This window comes from Thiohalophilus sp. (assembly GCF_031581315.1).
In the GTDB taxonomy this organism is placed as follows: domain Bacteria; phylum Pseudomonadota; class Gammaproteobacteria; order UBA6429; family Thiohalophilaceae; genus Thiohalophilus.
In genome coordinates, this window is the sequence record NZ_JAVLAZ010000047.1 from 2,903 (window position 1) to 19,667 (window position 16,765).

At 57.3% G+C, this 16,765-nt stretch carries 22 protein-coding genes; 3 read left to right on the forward strand and 19 right to left on the reverse strand.

Translation table 11 applies throughout. The features are described 5' to 3' along the window. The 19 genes from RI563_RS08270 to RI563_RS08360 form a co-directional block, all read right to left on the reverse strand. A partial coding sequence (locus RI563_RS08270) for an NTP transferase domain-containing protein (RefSeq protein WP_310693898.1) occupies positions 1-281 on the reverse strand: 281 nt, incomplete at its 3' end. A gap of 27 nt (positions 282-308) precedes the next feature. Next, on the reverse strand, positions 309-809 hold the full coding sequence (locus RI563_RS08275) for a peptidylprolyl isomerase (RefSeq protein WP_310693899.1): 501 nt from the start codon (positions 807-809) through the stop codon (positions 309-311). A 312-nt stretch (positions 810-1,121) separates the two neighbouring features. Further along, complete coding sequence (locus tag RI563_RS08280) at positions 1,122-1,541, reverse strand: F0F1 ATP synthase subunit epsilon (RefSeq protein ID WP_310693900.1); 420 nt, start codon at positions 1,539-1,541, stop codon at positions 1,122-1,124. Positions 1,542-1,560: 19 nt separating this feature from the next. Further along, a complete protein-coding gene (atpD, locus tag RI563_RS08285) occupies positions 1,561-2,937 on the reverse strand; it encodes a F0F1 ATP synthase subunit beta (RefSeq protein WP_310693901.1) in 1,377 nt (458 codons plus the stop codon). A 33-nt stretch (positions 2,938-2,970) separates the two neighbouring features. Beyond that, positions 2,971-3,834 (reverse strand): F0F1 ATP synthase subunit gamma, encoded by an 864-nt coding sequence (gene atpG / locus RI563_RS08290; RefSeq protein ID WP_310693902.1) that lies wholly within the window; start codon positions 3,832-3,834, stop codon positions 2,971-2,973. 14 nt (positions 3,835-3,848) lie between these two features. Then, the gene (atpA, locus tag RI563_RS08295) at positions 3,849-5,390 is read right to left on the reverse strand and encodes a F0F1 ATP synthase subunit alpha (RefSeq protein ID WP_310693903.1); all 1,542 of its coding nucleotides are present in this window, start codon (positions 5,388-5,390) and stop codon (positions 3,849-3,851) included. Positions 5,391-5,412: 22 nt separating this feature from the next. Then, positions 5,413-5,949, reverse strand: a complete 537-nt coding sequence (locus tag RI563_RS08300) for a F0F1 ATP synthase subunit delta (protein WP_310693904.1) — start codon at positions 5,947-5,949, stop codon at positions 5,413-5,415. Positions 5,950-5,960: 11 nt separating this feature from the next. Beyond that, positions 5,961-6,431 carry a F0F1 ATP synthase subunit B gene (locus RI563_RS08305; protein WP_310693905.1) on the reverse strand — a complete coding sequence of 157 codons (471 nt, stop codon included), beginning with the start codon at positions 6,429-6,431 and terminating at the stop codon, positions 5,961-5,963. A gap of 60 nt (positions 6,432-6,491) precedes the next feature. Continuing rightward, a complete protein-coding gene (atpE, locus tag RI563_RS08310) occupies positions 6,492-6,725 on the reverse strand; it encodes a F0F1 ATP synthase subunit C (protein ID WP_310693906.1) in 234 nt (77 codons plus the stop codon). Positions 6,726-6,780: 55 nt separating this feature from the next. Beyond that, positions 6,781-7,668: a F0F1 ATP synthase subunit A gene (atpB, locus tag RI563_RS08315; RefSeq protein WP_310693907.1), complete on the reverse strand. Its 888-nt coding sequence runs from the start codon at positions 7,666-7,668 to the stop codon at positions 6,781-6,783. A 56-nt stretch (positions 7,669-7,724) separates the two neighbouring features. Then, the gene (locus RI563_RS08320) at positions 7,725-8,135 is read right to left on the reverse strand and encodes an ATP synthase subunit I (protein ID WP_310693908.1); all 411 of its coding nucleotides are present in this window, start codon (positions 8,133-8,135) and stop codon (positions 7,725-7,727) included. A gap of 172 nt (positions 8,136-8,307) precedes the next feature. Next, positions 8,308-9,216 (reverse strand): ParB/RepB/Spo0J family partition protein, encoded by a 909-nt coding sequence (locus RI563_RS08325; protein WP_310693909.1) that lies wholly within the window; start codon positions 9,214-9,216, stop codon positions 8,308-8,310. Positions 9,217-9,218: 2 nt separating this feature from the next. Further along, complete coding sequence (locus RI563_RS08330; RefSeq protein ID WP_310693910.1) at positions 9,219-10,040, reverse strand: ParA family protein; 822 nt, start codon at positions 10,038-10,040, stop codon at positions 9,219-9,221. 25 nt (positions 10,041-10,065) lie between these two features. Next, the gene (gene rsmG, locus RI563_RS08335) at positions 10,066-10,707 is read right to left on the reverse strand and encodes a 16S rRNA (guanine(527)-N(7))-methyltransferase RsmG (RefSeq protein ID WP_310693911.1); all 642 of its coding nucleotides are present in this window, start codon (positions 10,705-10,707) and stop codon (positions 10,066-10,068) included. 16 nt (positions 10,708-10,723) lie between these two features. Beyond that, positions 10,724-11,179, reverse strand: a complete 456-nt coding sequence (locus RI563_RS08340) for a DUF302 domain-containing protein (protein WP_310693912.1) — start codon at positions 11,177-11,179, stop codon at positions 10,724-10,726. A gap of 167 nt (positions 11,180-11,346) precedes the next feature. Continuing rightward, positions 11,347-13,245 (reverse strand): tRNA uridine-5-carboxymethylaminomethyl(34) synthesis enzyme MnmG, encoded by a 1,899-nt coding sequence (gene mnmG / locus RI563_RS08345; protein ID WP_310693913.1) that lies wholly within the window; start codon positions 13,243-13,245, stop codon positions 11,347-11,349. A gap of 153 nt (positions 13,246-13,398) precedes the next feature. After that, a complete protein-coding gene (locus tag RI563_RS08350; RefSeq protein ID WP_310693914.1) occupies positions 13,399-14,217 on the reverse strand; it encodes a CHAD domain-containing protein in 819 nt (272 codons plus the stop codon). 121 nt (positions 14,218-14,338) lie between these two features. Next, a complete protein-coding gene (locus RI563_RS08355) occupies positions 14,339-14,497 on the reverse strand; it encodes a hypothetical protein (RefSeq protein WP_310693915.1) in 159 nt (52 codons plus the stop codon). A gap of 66 nt (positions 14,498-14,563) precedes the next feature. Further along, positions 14,564-14,707 (reverse strand): hypothetical protein, encoded by a 144-nt coding sequence (locus RI563_RS08360; protein WP_310693916.1) that lies wholly within the window; start codon positions 14,705-14,707, stop codon positions 14,564-14,566. Positions 14,708-14,746: 39 nt separating this feature from the next. Between RI563_RS08360 and RI563_RS08365 the strand changes: the two genes are divergently transcribed. From RI563_RS08365 to RI563_RS08375, 3 genes are all read left to right on the forward strand, one after another. Then, a complete protein-coding gene (locus RI563_RS08365; protein ID WP_310693917.1) occupies positions 14,747-16,207 on the forward strand; it encodes a pyruvate kinase in 1,461 nt (486 codons plus the stop codon). Positions 16,208-16,342: 135 nt separating this feature from the next. Continuing rightward, positions 16,343-16,543: a (2Fe-2S)-binding protein gene (locus RI563_RS08370; protein ID WP_310693918.1), complete on the forward strand. Its 201-nt coding sequence runs from the start codon at positions 16,343-16,345 to the stop codon at positions 16,541-16,543. A 109-nt stretch (positions 16,544-16,652) separates the two neighbouring features. Further along, a partial coding sequence (locus RI563_RS08375) for a bacterioferritin (protein WP_310693919.1) occupies positions 16,653-16,765 on the forward strand: 113 nt, incomplete at its 3' end.

Below are 16,765 nucleotides of genomic sequence, written 5' to 3' on the forward strand. Positions count from 1 at the left end.
GCCACCTGCGGCAGGGCCTGCATCACGGCATGGCCGGTGCCAAGTTGTTCCGCCTGCTGGATCCATTCGATGGACTCATCAGCCATTTGCTGCGGGACCTGTTCGCCGCCGTGGCCGTAGATGACGCCCAGCCGGTGCGGGCGCAGCTCACGGGCCGTGTCGATCACATGCTGCAGCATCGGCCGCCCGGCCAGCGGATGCAGCACCTTGGGCAGCTTTGAGCGCATGCGGGTCCCCTGCCCGGCGGCAAGGATGAGGATATTCAATTCAGATTTGGCCATGAGGGAGATTGTAGCGAGTTGACCGGATCAATGCAGTGTCGGCTTCGTTGTTTGTTCTTCCTCCATCGGCTGACCGCTGCCGACTTCCTGCGCGGTCGAATCGCGGATCCCGAGGATATTGATAATAAACACGACGGTCTGGTCGACAAAGGGCGGGTTGCCGTCCAGTTCGATCCGTCCGTCCTCGATTTTGGTGACCCGCATCGTGACGGCCTGGCCCGCATCGTCCCGGAACTCGGCCTCGGCGCCGAGCCGCTGATACTCTTTGGGCACGTTCTTCAGATCATCGGCAAAGGTCAGAGACGGGTCATAATGCCCGAAGCCCTCTTCCGGAGTCAGGGTCACCTTGACCACATCGCCGACCTGGTGGCCTTCCAGTGCCTGGATCACCTTGGGAAACATCCGCTCGTCCTGGTCGTGCAGATAGTCGTTGGGCACATCGGACTGTTCGAGAACCTCGCCGTTCTCGTCGGTAATCGTGTAAACAAAGGTCACGATTTTGTTCTTTTCCACCCGTTCTTCAGCCATGACACCTTCTCTTGATCCTGATTGCATGGGCGACTGCGGCAGAATGCCAGGTAGCGCTGCGCGCAACCTGACCTACGCCTCTACACACCTTTTAGCCTGTAGGCCCGATATAGTGCAGCGGTATCGGGCATTATCCCGACATTGCCGGACACCGCTACGCTCAGTCCGGCCTACTCACTTTATATTCTGGCTAATCCTGTAGGTCACGCTGGCATGAGCCTGCGTGACATTTCTGCGGTGCAACCCCCAAATAAGAAAGGGGCAGTATAACAACTGCCCCTTTGCTCTGACACATCCATTGTCGGGTGACGATCAGCGTTTCTTGCGCATCTTCTGGATTGTCTGCAGCTGGGCGACCGCCTCGGCCAGTTTGGCCTGGGCTTCGGCCAGCTCCATTTCGCCGCTGCGATCCTTCAGCTCCTGCTCGGCCGCCTGCTTGGCTTCCAGGGCCGCCGCCTCATCCAGATCATGAGCCCGCACGGCGGTATCCGACAGCACGGTCACGTGATGCGGCTGAACCTCGAGGATTCCGCCGGAGACGTAGAAGCTTTCCTCCTCGCCACCCGGCATTGTCACGCGGACTTCGCCGGGCTTGAGGGGAGACAGCAGCTGGGTATGGCGGGGATAGATTCCCACCTCACCGGTGCTGGCTGGCGCCACCACGATTTCGGCCGTCCCGGAGAAGATCTCCGCTTCGGCACTTACGATGTCAAGATGCATGGTCATGGCCATGTTTTAACTCCTCGCCCGATTACAGGGACTTGGCTTTCTCCAGGGCTTCCTCGATGGTACCCACCATGTAGAAGGCCTGTTCCGGGATGTTGTCGTACTCACCTTCAACAATGCCCTTGAAGCCACGGATGGTGTCTTTCAGGGAAACGTATTTACCGGGTGCGCCGGTGAATACTTCCGCCACGAAGAACGGCTGCGACAGGTAGCGCTGGATTTTACGCGCGCGGGAGACGGCCAGTTTGTCTTCTTCAGACAGTTCGTCCATCCCGAGGATGGCGATGATGTCCTTCAGCTCCTTGTAGCGCTGCAGGGTACCCTGAACCGAACGGGCCACGTCGTAGTGCTCTTCACCCACGACCAGCGGATCCAGCTGACGGGAGGTGGAGTCGAGCGGATCCACCGCCGGGTAGATACCCAGCTCGGCGATCTGACGGGAGAGTACCAGGGTCGCATCCAGATGCGAGAAGGTGGTCGCCGGAGACGGGTCGGTCAAATCGTCCGCGGGGACGTAAACGGCCTGGAACGAAGTGATGGAACCGGTCTTGGTGGAGGTAATACGCTCCTGCAGCACACCCATTTCCTCGGCCAGGGTCGGCTGATAGCCCACCGCGGAAGGCATACGGCCCAGCAGGGCGGAGACTTCGGTCCCGGCCAGGGTGTAACGGTAGATGTTATCGATAAACATCAGCACGTCACGGCCTTCGTCACGGAAGTACTCGGCCATGGTCAGACCGGTCAGGGCAACACGCAGGCGGTTACCCGGCGGTTCGTTCATCTGTCCGTAAACCAGGGCAACCTTGTCGAGTACGCCCGATTCGGTCATTTCGTGATAGAAGTCGTTACCCTCACGAGTACGTTCACCGACACCCGCGAACACGGAATAACCGCTGTGCTCCATGGCGATGTTACGAATCAGCTCCATCAGAGTAACGGTCTTGCCGACACCCGCGCCCCCGAACAGCCCGATCTTGCCACCCTTGGCGATGGGCATGACCAGGTCGATAACCTTGATCCCGGTTTCGAAAATCTCAATCCCGGTCGCCTGCTCGGCATAGGTCGGCGGCTTGCGATGAATCGGCATGGAATCGTCGGCGCCGATCGGACCCTGTTCGTCCACCGGGTTACCCAGCACGTCCATGATTCGACCCAGCGTCTTGGTGCCTACCGGTACGGTGATCGGCGCGCCGGTATTGGTCACCGCGGTTTCACGCTTGATCCCTTCCGAGCTGCCCATTGCGATGGTACGAACCACGCCGTCACCCAGCTGCTGCTGGACTTCGAGAGTCAGACCGGTCTCTTCGACGGTCAGTGCGTCATACACTTTCGGCATCCGGTCACGCGGGAATTCCACGTCGATGACCGCGCCGATGATTTGTACGATTTTTCCAGAACTCATTGTCAGTTCCCCTGTAACTTTGCTTGAAATCGGTTATACCGCCGCGGCGCCCGAGACGATTTCGGACAGCTCCTGGGTGATGGCGGCCTGGCGTGCCTTGTTGTAGGCCAGCTGCAGGTCATCAATCAGGTTGCCGGCATTGTCGGAAGCGGCCTTCATGGCGACCATCCGGGCTGCCATTTCGCAGGCGACGTTCTCTACCACGCCTTGATAAACCTGGGATTCGATGTAACGCACCAGCAGGCCATCCAGAACTTCCTTGGCATCCGGTTCGTAAATGTAATCCCAGTGGTATTCGAGCTCTTCGTTCTTCTCGGCGGAGGCCACCGGCAGCAACTGTTCAATCGTCGGCTGCTGGGTCATGGTGTTGACGAAACGGTTATAGACCACGAACAGGCGATCGATTTCGCCGTTATCGTAGGCATCCAGCATCACCTTGACGGTACCGATGACATCGGTCAGTGACGGCGCGTCACCCAGATGGGTGGTCTGCGCCTTGATGTTGCCGGTCAGCCGCTTGAAGAACGCCAGCGATTTTTGGCCAATGGTGCAGAAGTCCATATCGACATTCTGTTCCTGCCACTGCTTCATGTCGTTGAGCACGGCCTTGAACATGTTGTTGTTCAGACCACCGCACAGACCACGGTCGGATGAAATGATGATATAGCCGACGCGCTTGACCTCGCGCTCCTGCAGATACGGATGGTGATACTCGGGATGAGCGAAGGCCAGATGATCGATAACACCCCGCATCTTGTCCGCGTAGGGACGTGAGCTGGACATCCGATCCTGGGCCTTGCGCATCTTGCTCGCCGCCACCATTTCCATGGCGCTGGTGATCTTCTGCGTATTTTTAACGCTGTTGATCTGAGTGCGTATTTCTTTGCCGCTCGCCATTGCGATAACCCCGCTTACCAGGTACTGGTGGCTTTGAATTTCTCGACTGCATCCTTCATGGAAGCCGCAATCTCGTCGTTGTAGTCACCACTGTCGTTGATCTGCTTGAGCAGGTCCGCCTGGTTGGACTTGAGATACGCCTGCATGGCGTTTTCGAAGTCGACGATCTTCTTCACATCGACGTCGTCCAGGAAGCCTTCGTTGGCCGCGAACAGCGAAAATGCCTGTTCGGCCACGCTCATCGGCGCATACTGCTTCTGCTTCATCAGTTCGGTAACACGTTGACCACGTTCAATCTGCTTGCGTGTGGATTCGTCCAGATCCGAAGCAAACTGGGCAAAGGCCGCCAGCTCACGATACTGGGCCAGCATCAGACGCACACCGCCACCAAGTTTCTTGACGATCTTGGTCTGGGCCGCACCACCTACACGGGATACCGACAGACCGGCGTTAATAGCCGGGCGGATACCGGCGTTGAACAGGTCCGATTCCAGGAAGATCTGACCGTCGGTGATGGAGATAACGTTGGTCGGTACGAACGCGGAAACGTCACCGGCCTGGGTTTCGATAATCGGCAGGGCGGTCAATGAACCGGTCTTGCCTTTAACTTCACCGTTGGTGGCCTTTTCAACGAATTCCTCGTTAACCCGCGCGGAACGCTCCAGCAGACGGGAATGCAGATAGAAAACATCACCCGGATAAGCTTCACGACCTGGCGGACGACGCAGCAACAGAGACACCTGGCGATAACCCCAGGCCTGTTTGGTCAGATCGTCGTAAATGATCAGGGCGTCTTCGCCACGGTCACGGAAGTATTCACCCATGGAGCAACCGGCATACGGGGCCAGAAACTGCATGGCCGCGGATTCGGAGGCACCGGCGGCAACCACGATAGTGTGGTCCATGGCACCGTGTTCTTCCAGCTTGCGTACCACGCTGGCCACGGAAGATTGCTTCTGACCGACAGCGACGTAGATACATTTCACGCCGGTGCCCTTCTGGTTGATGATGGCGTCGATGGCCACGGCGGTTTTACCCGTCTGACGGTCACCGATGATCAGCTCACGCTGACCACGGCCGACCGGGACCATCGCGTCGATGGATTTCAGACCGGTCTGAACCGGCTGGTCAACCGACTTACGCCAGTAAACACCCGGAGCAACCTTTTCGACCGGGGCGGAAACGGCATCTTCGATCGGGCCCTTGCCGTCGATAGGATTCCCCAGCGCGTCAACAACACGTCCCAGCAGGGACTCGCCGGTCGGCACTTCGAGGATACGACCGGTACATTTGACCTTGTCGCCTTCCGTAAGATGTTCGTAGTCACCGAGGATTACCGCACCGACGGAATCGCGCTCGAGGTTGAGCGCCATACCAAAGGTGTTGCCGGGAAACTCGATCATTTCGCCCGCCATGACGTCGTCGAGACCGTGAATGCGGACCACGCCGTCGGCCAGAGCCACGACGGTACCTTCGTTGCGAGCTTCAGAAGCGGCTTCGAAACCTTCGATGCGCTTCTTGATCAGGTCGCTGATTTCAGATGGATTCAGTTGCATGATTGATATCCTTTTGAAAGCCTTAATGCATCAGTGTGTTAGTCAGCCGCTCTAGCTGACCTGTGACAGAAGCATCAATGACCAGGTCTCCGGCACGGATTATCGCACCACCTATGAGTGACTCGTCGGTCTTGTTCACCAGTGTCACTTCACGACCCAGACGGTTTTTCAGGGCAGCGACCATAGCCTGCTGCTGATCATCAGAGAGCGGATAGGGAGTCGTCACTTCCGCTTCAACCGTCTTTTCTGCTTCTGCGCGCTGTTCTTCGAACTGTTCGGCAATTTCCGGAAGCACGTCCAGGCGTTTGTTCTCCGCCAGAACCTTGAGCAGGTTGCTGCCGTCAGCGGTGAGCTTGTCACCACAGATATCGACAAACAGCTTGACCTTCGCGTCCTTGCTCACTTCCGGGTTGCCGACCAGATCCATCGCGGCATCATCCGCCGCCACGGCGGCCAGCCACTGCAGCATGTCGGACCATTCTTTTAATTTGCCCTGCTGCTTTGCCAGATCGAACGCGGCTTGCGCATAGGGACGTGCAATGGTGCTTTTCTCTGCCATATGTCAGACCCCTAAATTTGCGCCACCAGATCCTTGAGCAGATCTTCGTTGGCCTTGGCATCGATCTCGCGCTTGAGAATCTTGCCGGCGCCGGCAACCGCCAGTGAAGCCACCTGACCACGCAGTTCTTCGCGGGCGCGGTTAACTTCCTGTTCGATTTCGGCCTGGGCCGTTGCAATGATGCGTTCGCTTTCGCTGCGCGCGGTCTCTTTGGACTCTTCAACAACCTCGGAAGCACGCTTCTGAGCCTGGTTGATAATGTCCTGAGCCTGCTGTTTGGCTTCGTGCAAAACTTCTGCCGCCTTCTTTTCAGCCAGCTCTTTCTCATGCGCGCCGCGCTCGGCCGCGGCAAGGCCATCGGCTATCTTTTTCTTGCGCTCGTTCAGCGCGTTCATGATCGGCGGCCACACAAATTTCATGCAGAACCACACGAACACGATGAACGTAATCGTTTGGCCTATGAGAGTTAAATTGATATTCATCGCCAGAACCTTGGTTGATTAGTTCGAATGTCTGTTTCAGTTACTCGACTATTCTTAAACTTAGGCAGCAACGGCGAACAGAATATACAGGGCAATACCCACGGCGATCATCGGAACCGCGTCGGTCAGACCCATAACGATGAAGAACTGGGTACGCAGCATCGGAATCAGTTCAGGCTGACGGGCAGCACCTTCAAGGAAACGACCGCCCAGAATGCCGATACCAACCGCGGCACCCAGTGCACCCAGACCCAACATCAGAGAACCTGCGATGTATAACAGAGCTTGTTCCATTGTTTTCTCCTGTAGCTTTAAACGTTAAATAATAAAAAATTAAAACTGGTTTATGTCAGTGTTCCGACTGTGCCATATCCAGATATACGATGGTCAGGGTCATGAAGATGAACGCCTGCAGCGTAATGATCAGGATATGGAAAATGGCCCAACCCAATTGCAGGAAGCCGCCAAAAATGCCCATTGCCAGACCGCCGCTGTACATCAGCGCGATCAGGATAAAGATCATTTCACCCGCGTACATGTTGCCGAACAGTCGCAGTGCCAGTGAAATCGGCTTGGAAATCAGCGAGACGAATTCCAGCACGAAGTTGACGGGGATAAACAGCGCCTGCACCACCGGATTCTTGGACTGGAACGGCATCATGGTCAGCTCACCCACAAACCCGGTCACGCCCTTGTTAACGATGCTGTAGTGCAGAATCAGATAGAACACCGCCAAAGCCATACCGAAGGTGGCATTCGGATCGGTGGTGGAAACCACCTTGAAGTAAACATGATGCGGATCGGCACCGAAGAAGGTGGAACCGACCCAGCCGGCCAGCGAGGGCAGCCAGTCGACCGGTACCAGATCCATCAGGTTCATCAAAAAGATCCAGATAAAGATAGTCAGTGCCAGCGGCGCAACCAGCTTATCCTTGCCGTGGAAGGAACCGCGTACACTGGTATCGATAAACTCGGCAATCCATTCGACAAAGTTCTGCCAGGGGCGCGGCGTTTCGGCACTGGCGGTTTTGGCCGCCTTGCGGAACAGCCACAGAAACAGCACGCCCAGCAGGATGGACCAGAGCATGGTATCGACATGAATTGCCCAGAAACCCATCTCTTTCGCTTCGGCCGCGCTGTGGGCAAAGCCCCAGCTGCCGTCGGGATGCTGGCCATAGGTCCAGTTCTGCAAGTGATGCTGTATATACTCTTTCGAAGTCGTCGTTTCGCTTGCCATGGTTGTGTCAGACCCAAATTTTTATTACGAAAACTGTTCTCCGCCGCCGCGCCGGGCTATCGGGCGCGTAACGGGCGGGCAAAAAAGTAGCCGAGCTGGGCGGCGATGAAACCGATCAATATCCCCGCGGCTTCGAGCTCCAGAACCACCATGCCCAGCACCAGCAAGGCAACAATGGTAATCAGGCGAAACAGGGTGGCCTTGTAGAATTCGGCCATACGCAGCACGTTGTTCGCCATGCCCGCATCATCGTCCTCGGTCGCCAGGCTGATGCGCCACGCACCTACCAGGGCACCGGCGATCCCTACCGCGCCGCCATACAGCGTCGCCAGACCTAAATCCGTTCCCTTATTCAGGAAAATCACGATCGCGGCTGCGGTACTCAGCACCACCTGAATCAGGATCAACCTCAGGAGTGTGCGTCGGAAGGCAATCTTCGCCGCATTGGGCATGCCGAAGTTGGTCACTTGGTGCCTGCCCTCCGAGCGGAACCTCAGGTATCAGGGGCGCGTAGTATATGGGGTCGACCCGACAGGGTCAATGATGGGCACATCATCACAACTTATCCGCTTTTTCACAAAAACGGTTTACTTTCAATGGCTAACGGGAGGTATAGCGAAACCGGTATAGCCCCAATCACTATTTAATATGAGCCAGGATGCCGTCCAGCTCATCAATACTATTGTACTGAATGATCAGCTTGCCCTTGCCTTTATTATCGGACTGGATCTGGACCCTGGCGCCCAGTTTTTCCGACAGGTCTTCCTCGAAACGGCGAATATCCGGATCCTTGCCCTGGGCCGCTTTTTTCGGTTTGGCCGGCTGGGACAACTTGCGCACCAGGTTCTCTGTTTCGCGCACCGACAGACCGCGCTGGGCGACCTGCCGGGCCGCCTCGATCTGGGCGCCACCCTGCAGGGCCAGCAAGGCCCGGGCATGGCCCATTTCCAGATTTTCGGCTTCCAGCAACTCCTTCACCGCCGGCTCCAGACTCAACAGGCGCAACAGATTGGACACGGAGGCCCGCGAGCGCCCGACGGCATCGGCCGTTTGCTGATGAGTCAGGCCGAACTCTTCGATCAGCCGCTGCAGGGCCATCGCCTCCTCGACCGGATTGAGCTCCTCGCGCTGGATATTCTCGATCAGCCCCATGGCCATGGCGGCCTGATCCGGCACATCGCGCACCACTGCCGGAATCTCGTGCAATCCGGCCAGTTGCGAGGCCCGCCAGCGGCGCTCGCCGGCGATCAGTTCGAAGTGACCGGCCTGGCTGTGCGGGCGCACCACGATCGGTTGCACCACGCCCTGGGCACGGATCGAGTCGGCCAGCTCCTGCAGGGTCTCCTCGGGAAAATCGTGGCGCGGCTGATAGCGACTTTTATGAATGACATCCACCGGCAGCATGCGCAGGTGATCGCCCTGGGGATGTTGATCGGGTTCGGGCAGCGCTACTTCGCCTTCTTCGGCGGTCGTTTGCACCGGCGGCGAGGCGGCCGCCCCCAGCAACGCATCCAGTCCGCGACCCAGTCCGCGTTTCTTACTCGCCATGATTAACCTGCTCCTCCGGCACCCGCGCCCAGTATATTGGCTTCCTGGGTCCCCAGTCCGCCCTGATCCTTGCGCAGGATCTCCCCGGCCAGCGCCAGGTAGGCGAGCGCCCCGCGCGAGCTCTTGTCGTAATTGATCACCGGCAGGCCGTGACTCGGCGCTTCGGCCAGGCGCACATTGCGCGGGATGACCGTGCGATAGACCTGTTGCGGGAAATGGAAAATCAGCTGCCCGGAGACATCGTTGGCCAGATTGTTACGCGGATCGAACATGGTGCGTAGCAGGCCTTCCACTTTCAATTCCGGATTGACGCTGCTGCGAATACTTTCGACGGTATTGAGCAGGGCCGACAACCCTTCCAGCGCGTAATACTCGCACTGCATCGGGATCATGACCGACTGGGCCGCCACCAGCGCATTGAGCGTCAGCATGTTCAGCGAGGGCGGACAGTCGATCAGAATGTAATCGTACTGTTCTCGTACATTTTTCAGACAATCGCGTAATTTATGCTCACGATCGGGGCTATTCATCAACGCCACTTCCGCCGCGGTCAGATCGCTGTTGGCCGGCAGCACGTCATAGCCGATGCCCTCGGGGCGCTGCAGGATCTGCTCGACCCCCGCCTCGTCCAGCAGCAGATCGCAGGTCGTCAGGGGCAGGTTACTTTTGTCCAGCCCGCTGCCCATGGTGGCGTTGCCCTGCGGATCAAGATCCACCAGCAGAATCCGGCGCTTGGTCGCGGCCAGGGAGGCAGCCAGATTGATACAGGTGGTGGTCTTGCCGACCCCGCCTTTTTGATTGGCAATGGCAATGGTTCTGCCCATGATCTGATTCCCCCTCTATACCGGCTTATTGCCGGCCGGCGACATGCCGGACCACTAACAGATGACGCTCCGCTTCCAGTCCGGGGACGTGTAATGAATGGCTCGTTTCCAGTTCGAATTCTGCGCTCAGATCATCAAACTCCGCCACCGGGTAGGCCCCTTTCATAATCAGAAACCGGCCGTCGGACCGGCACAGGTGGCGCGCGCCTCGCACCAGTTCCCCGAGGGTCGCATAGGCACGTGCAATGATAGTATCGAAGCCCGATGAGGATTGGAACTGCTCCACCCGCGAATGTACCACAGTTACATTTTCCAGCCCCAGTTGTGCCACAGCCTGGCGCATAAAACGGACCTTTTTGCCGTTACTGTCGAGCAGGGTGAACTGCCGTTCGGGACAGACCAGTGCCAGCGGAATGCCGGGCAGACCGGCGCCGCTGCCCACATCGAGAATCTGCTCGCCATGCAGATAGGGCATCACCACCAGCGAATCCATCAGGTGACGGGAAATCATCTGCGTCGGCTGGCGCACCGCCGTCAGATTGTAGGCGTGGTTCCATTTTTCCAGCAGGGCAATGAAGTCCAGCAGCGTTTGTTCAGCCTGCGGCGGCAGGGAGAAGGGGAGTTCTCCCACCCGCCGCGACAGCTGATCCGACAGTGTCTTGTCCACTGGCGGCGTTCCGGGGCTAGCGAGCGATGGCCGCGTCGCTCAGCTTGTCGAGCGCGCCCTGCATCTTGGCGATGATCTCGGAACGGTTGCTAATGCCGTGGCGATCGGCGATGTACTGCGGATCGTTATAACCCAGCCAGACCTGGCCGTCGGCGTCCTTCCAGGCCAGCGCCTTCATCGGCAGATCGATCCCGGCGGTTTGCTGGCTGGTGAACATGTGACTGCCCAGCGCCGGATTGCCAAACAGCAGCAGCTCGGTATCGCGCAACGGAATATCGACTCCGGCGGCTTTTTCGGCATGGTTCCAGCGGGTAACGATGCCGATCCCTTTTTTCTTCAGAACGTTCTCGAGCCGATCGAGGGTTTCGGCCGCACTGTGCGGACTTTGCTTGACGACGAGTCCCGGCACATCTCCGGCCCAGGCGACCGGCAGCAAACACAGACCCAGAATAAAGACAGATAGACGTTTCATGGAATTTCCTCCTCCAGATTGATTGTTGTTATGGCGAAGCCGAATGTGGCGGGGGGCACCAGAGATGATCTGGCTTCGCCGCAGACCCTCTCCCGGTCTGCCGCTCCCATTGTAAAGATTCCGGACCAGGCTGCCCATGACCGGATGCGCTTTTCAGGCCGGTTTTACTACAGGGCTTTGGCCGCCTTCACACCGGGCTGGCGTTTTTTCAGATGCACCAGCAGCAGGGAGATCGCCGCCGGTGTCACCCCGGAAATCCGCGCGGCCTGACCAACCGTCGCCGGACGAATCCGGTTGAGTTTCTCGCTGACCTCGGCGGACAGCCCCTTGACCGCGTAATAATCCATATCGCCCGGCAAGGCGGTTTCTTCGTGGCGGCGCTGGCGGGCGATCTCGTCTTTCTGACGTTCGATGTAACCGGCGTACTTGGCCTGGATCTCCACCTGTTCGGTGACCACCGGATCCAGGGCGCACTCACTGCCGCCCGTCAGCAAGGCCAGATCGGCATAATGCACTTCAGGTCGGCGCAGCAGATCGTGCAGGGTTGCCTCGCGCGCGAGTTTCTTGCCCAGTAACTGTTCCTGTTTTTCTGTCGGGATCTTCTCCGGATGCACCCAGGTCGAACGCAGTCGCTGCAGCTCTTGTTCGACTGCCTCGCGTTTTTGTTCGAACGCGGCCCAGCGTGAATCGTCAATCAACCCGAGCTCGCGGCCTTTTTCAGTCAGGCGCAGATCGGCATTATCCTCGCGCAGCATCAACCGATACTCGGCGCGACTGGTAAACATGCGATAGGGCTCCTGGGTACCGGCGGTAATGAGATCGTCCACCAGCACGCCGAGATAGGCTTCATCGCGGGCCGGGCACCAGGGCGCTTTGTCCTGCACCTGCAATGCCGCGTTGATCCCGGCCAGCAGCCCCTGGGCAGCGGCCTCTTCGTAACCGGTAGTGCCGTTGATCTGCCCGGCGAAAAACAGCCCCGGCATATGTTGGGTTTCCAGACCCGGTTTGAGATCGCGCGGATCGAAGTAGTCGTATTCGATGGCGTAACCGGGGCGGGTAATGTGGGCGTTCTCAAAGCCGGCAATGGAGCGCACCAGCGCCAGCTGCACATCGAAGGGCAAACTGGTGGAGATCCCGTTGGGATAGACTTCGTGGGTGCTCAGGCCTTCGGGCTCGACAAACACCTGGTGGGCGTTTTTATCCGCGAAGCGCACCACCTTGTCCTCGATCGACGGGCAGTAACGCGGCCCGACGCCTTCGATCTCGCCGCTGTACATGGGCGAGCGATCCAGTCCGCCACGAATAATGTCGTGGGTCTGCTCGCGGGTATAGGTGATATGGCAGGGCACCTGCGCCGGATGCTCTGCGGCCTCCCCCCTATACGAGAAAACCGGCACCGGATCGTCGCCGTGCTGGGCTTCCAGTTGGGAAAAATCGATGCTCTTGCCGTCGAGGCGCGGCGGGGTGCCGGTCTTGAGCCGGTCGACCGTGAAGGGTCGCTCACGCAGACGACGTGATAACGCATTGGCCGGCGGATCGCCGGCGCGGCCACCTTCATAATTGGACTCGCCGATATGAATGCGCCCGCCCAGGAAGGTGCCGACGGTCAGCACCACCGCCCGGGCGGCGAATTTCAATCCCATCTGGGTCTCGACCCCGACCACGCGATCGCCGTCGACAATCAGATCCTCCACCGCCTGCTGGAACAACGTCAGGTTGGGGGTATTCTCCAGTTCCAGGCGTACTGCCTGTTTGTACAGGGCCCGATCGGCCTGGGCGCGGGTGGCGCGCACCGCCGGCCCCTTGCTGGCGTTGAGAATCCGGAACTGGATCCCGGCCCGATCGGTGGCGCGGGCCATCAGCCCGCCCAGTGCGTCCACTTCCTTGACCAGGTGGCCCTTGCCGATACCGCCAATGGCCGGGTTGCAGCTCATCTGGCCCAGGGTCTCGATGTTGTGGGTCAGCAGCAGCGTGCGCACGCCGGCCCGGGCCGCGGCCAGCGCCGCCTCGGTACCGGCGTGCCCGCCGCCGACCACGATGACATCGAATTTATCCTGATAAAACATGTGCCTGAAGCCTTATGAATCGGGTGCGGTATTGTACGCGGCTGTTTACTATTTCGCCATCGGGGTAACCCTCTGGCGGGGCGATGCCTGTGGTGCAGAACGGCATTCCGATTCGATGCATCGACCGGGAGCGACCCGACACTGGCGTCAATCCTATCCGGCATCCCTGTTTTGCTGGCGACACCATTTGCGATACAACTTGTCCGATTGGGTCAGATATTTCTGCCGTTGAGCGTCGATATAGTCCTGCACCCGCTGCCAATCCGCCGGCTGAATCTTCTCCCTTGTTGATTTGTTGATGCCTGATTCACCGAGCATTTTTTCCAGCACACAATAATCATGAATTCTACCCAGCCTGTTACCGAGCTTTTTGAGTTTCTTTGTCGGCAAATCCATATCAAAGCCAGCGTCGGACAGAATCCTGACCTGATAAAACAGTGTTTTTATCTTTTTTCTAAGCTTGTGTAACTGAACACAGTCCGCTTTATCCAGCGCCTTGTGCCCTTTTTTACATATCTTGCCTGTTTTGGCAGATAGATATTCAGCTAATTTCTTTCTCGACAGCCTGATCGATGGAAGCTCCTCAATCATCGCCACAACAACCTGCCCTGAGCGCCGCAACTGAGCCGGATCTGAACCCGGCGTTTGATAAGCCTGGTCCAGAAGCCTCTGAATTAAAACAAAGCTTTCTCTGTGGGCAACGTCCTCTTCTTTCGCCACTTTGGCGCGCAGGATCCCGCAGACAACATCATGGTCCCGTTGGCCCGACAAACACTGGCTCATGGATTTGAGGTGATCGTTTATAGTCGTGACCGGCATATCCGAGTCGGATAAATCCCGAATCAGCTTCAACAGCGAACGGAGTTTTTTTATACATACCCGAACCCGGTGTATCTGTTTCTCATCATCCAGCTCACCTCCCTTTAACCATTCCCTTATTGGTTCAGCATTTATGGTGAGCAGAGTTGTCATATTCACTTTCGGCATAGTAAGCGCCACTTAATCTTCTCGGACTTTAATCGGTCAAACCCGCCCGTCATAAAACTGCAATATTAGCTTCAAAATTCCCGGTTACGGTTTCAACATGGAATCATTATATCGTGACGATCACTATAGCAAGCTGAAACACCTGCAGGACCAGATCCATCGGCTTGCTCGCCATGTAGTCCAGCACGGTGCCTATCGGCTGGCGAAGCAGCCGGCCCCGGCGCCGCCGGAAACGATTAATAAAAGTATTGTTAATCTGGCGCACTATCTGGCCCTGCGTGAAATCGATTTACGACCGCTGCAGGAAGAACTGGCGGAAGCGGGGCTCTCCTCACTCGGACGTGCCGAAGCCCATGTCTTTGCCAATCTGAGCAATATCATCAATATTCTCGGACAGATTCTTGGCGATCCACTGCAACTCGATCCCGGATTGCCGTGGCCCGGCTTCAGGGAAGGTTTCGAGATACTGGATCAAAATTCAGACCAGGCACTGGGGGCATCACCGGCTAACCGAATGACTCGGATCATGGTCACCTTATCCAGTGACACGGCTCATGATTACAGGGCTGTCTATGATCTGATTCGTGAAGGGATGAATATCGCCAGAATCAATTGTGCGCATGATGATCTGTTTACCTGGCGATTGATGATTAAACATGTTCGTCAGGCCAACCGGGAGCTGCACTCACCGTGTCGGGTTTTGATGGACCTTGCCGGACATAAAATCCGTACCGGACAAATCAGGCCTGCAGCTGATTCGACCGTTTTCAGGTACAACAGAAAATCTTCTGCCAGCGGAAGAGCGGAGTTCGCCATTGTGCCTGTCAGGCTTGCAAATGAGCCAACCACCCGCGAACCTGATATTCATAACACTTTTATCGTGCCTGACGCGATTTTCAGTCAACTCGCCGAAGATGATCGACTTTGTTTTGTCGATGCCAAAGGCAAACGGCGTCATGTGACAATCGCCACCATCACGCAGCCTGACTTCATATCTGGTTTTGCGCACAAAAATATTCGTCTTCTGGCGAACACGGTTATTGAATGGCAACGCCTGAGCGGCGACGCCTATAAAACCCTGCAGTCATTTCACTATCCTGAAGTCAATAATCTGTCAGGTAGCATTCGCCTGCATGCTGGTGACGTTTTGCAGCTTCACAAACGATCAGATCACGGCCACCCGGCTGAATATGGTGAAAACGGCGAATTGCTGGCCCCGGCCAGCATCGGCTGCACCGCACCGGAAGTCATCGATATTCTCGAACCGGGCGCACCTGTCTGGTTTGATGACGGTAAAATCGGTGCCCGGGTTATCCAGAAATTCGATGATTACCTTATCCTGCGTATCACCCGGGCCGGTCCCGCGGGCGCCAAACTAAAACCGGACAAGGGCCTCAACTTTCCCGGCACGAGACTCAACCTGCCCTCTTTGACCGCCAAAGACAGAATGGATCTGGATTTCATCTGCCTGCATTCAGATATGGTGGGTTTTTCTTTTATCGAAACAGCTGATGATATGCATGAACTTATCGCCGAGTTGGCCAGTCGCAATTCGAGCGACATACCTGTCGTTGCCAAGATTGAAACGACGGATGCCGTGAAAAATCTGCCTGATATCCTTTTCACCAGCATGCTCAGCACTCACCCGTTCGCGGTGATGATCGCCCGTGGCGATCTGGCCGTTGAACTGGGCAGCGTGCGTATGGCTGAAATACAGGAAGAAATACTCTGGCTATGCGAGGCCGCTCATGTACCGGTTATCTGGGCAACTCAGGTCATGGAATCGATCGCCAAAACCGGGGTTCGCTCCCGCCCGGAGTTTACCGATGCCGCCATGAGTGTACGTGCGGAATGCGTCATGCTGAACAAGGGGTCCTATATTCTCGATGCGCTGCGCTCACTGAGTGCCGTGCTGAAAGTCATGCAAAACCATCAGCGCAAGAAAATTTCCCGGCTTCGCGCCCTGCACTGGTAACCACACCAGGGATTGAACCGGACAAGGGCTCCCGGCTGCCTTGCAGAGGGACAAACCAGACAAATAATAGTATTGACAATCATTCTCATTTAGATATAGTGAAGACAGGATTAACTACCCGGCAGGAATCACGCAATGTATGTTTGTCTCTGCAAAGGCGTCACCGACAACCAGATCCGCGACGCCGTCATCGACGGCGCCGACTCCCTCGCCGACGTGCGCCGGGACCTCGGCGTGGCCAGCAACTGCGGCCGTTGTGCCCAGTGCGCCCGTCAGGTGATCCGCCAGACCCGCGAAGAGATGGCGGCACTCGACGACGCCTGCCAGGTCGCCTGAAAAACCCCTGACGGTGCCGGGTTGAAGTACGTCACCCGACTCACTACTTTTATTTAGCTGTTCCCGGCCGCGCCGGTACCGAACAATAACCGAACAAGAGGCCCGCTTCATGCAAGGCGACAAACAAGTCATTGGGTATCTGAATAAAGCCCTGAAAAACGAGCTGACCGCCATCAACCAGTATTTTCTGCATGCGCGCATGTACAAAAACTGGGGCCTGGA

What these genes read in the sequence shown, in the direction of transcription:
- RI563_RS08305 (WP_310693905.1), bottom strand. Translation starts at nt 6,431, where the DNA reads ATGAATATCAATTTAACTCTCATAGGCCAAACGATTACGTTCATCGTG.
- RI563_RS08365 (WP_310693917.1), top strand. Translation starts at nt 14,747, where the DNA reads ATGACTCGGATCATGGTCACCTTATCCAGTGACACGGCTCATGATTAC.
- mnmG (WP_310693913.1), bottom strand. Translation starts at nt 13,245, where the DNA reads ATGTTTTATCAGGATAAATTCGATGTCATCGTGGTCGGCGGCGGGCAC.
- RI563_RS08350 (WP_310693914.1), bottom strand. Translation starts at nt 14,217, where the DNA reads ATGACAACTCTGCTCACCATAAATGCTGAACCAATAAGGGAATGGTTA.
- RI563_RS08330 (WP_310693910.1), bottom strand. Translation starts at nt 10,040, where the DNA reads ATGGGCAGAACCATTGCCATTGCCAATCAAAAAGGCGGGGTCGGCAAG.
- atpG (WP_310693902.1), bottom strand. Translation starts at nt 3,834, where the DNA reads ATGGCGAGCGGCAAAGAAATACGCACTCAGATCAACAGCGTTAAAAAT.
- RI563_RS08300 (WP_310693904.1), bottom strand. Translation starts at nt 5,949, where the DNA reads ATGGCAGAGAAAAGCACCATTGCACGTCCCTATGCGCAAGCCGCGTTC.
- RI563_RS08275 (WP_310693899.1), bottom strand. Translation starts at nt 809, where the DNA reads ATGGCTGAAGAACGGGTGGAAAAGAACAAAATCGTGACCTTTGTTTAC.
- atpE (WP_310693906.1), bottom strand. Translation starts at nt 6,725, where the DNA reads ATGGAACAAGCTCTGTTATACATCGCAGGTTCTCTGATGTTGGGTCTG.
- atpA (WP_310693903.1), bottom strand. Translation starts at nt 5,390, where the DNA reads ATGCAACTGAATCCATCTGAAATCAGCGACCTGATCAAGAAGCGCATC.
- atpB (WP_310693907.1), bottom strand. Translation starts at nt 7,668, where the DNA reads ATGGCAAGCGAAACGACGACTTCGAAAGAGTATATACAGCATCACTTG.
- RI563_RS08340 (WP_310693912.1), bottom strand. Translation starts at nt 11,179, where the DNA reads ATGAAACGTCTATCTGTCTTTATTCTGGGTCTGTGTTTGCTGCCGGTC.
- RI563_RS08325 (WP_310693909.1), bottom strand. Translation starts at nt 9,216, where the DNA reads ATGGCGAGTAAGAAACGCGGACTGGGTCGCGGACTGGATGCGTTGCTG.
- RI563_RS08370 (WP_310693918.1), top strand. Translation starts at nt 16,343, where the DNA reads ATGTATGTTTGTCTCTGCAAAGGCGTCACCGACAACCAGATCCGCGAC.
- RI563_RS08280 (WP_310693900.1), bottom strand. Translation starts at nt 1,541, where the DNA reads ATGGCCATGACCATGCATCTTGACATCGTAAGTGCCGAAGCGGAGATC.
- atpD (WP_310693901.1), bottom strand. Translation starts at nt 2,937, where the DNA reads ATGAGTTCTGGAAAAATCGTACAAATCATCGGCGCGGTCATCGACGTG.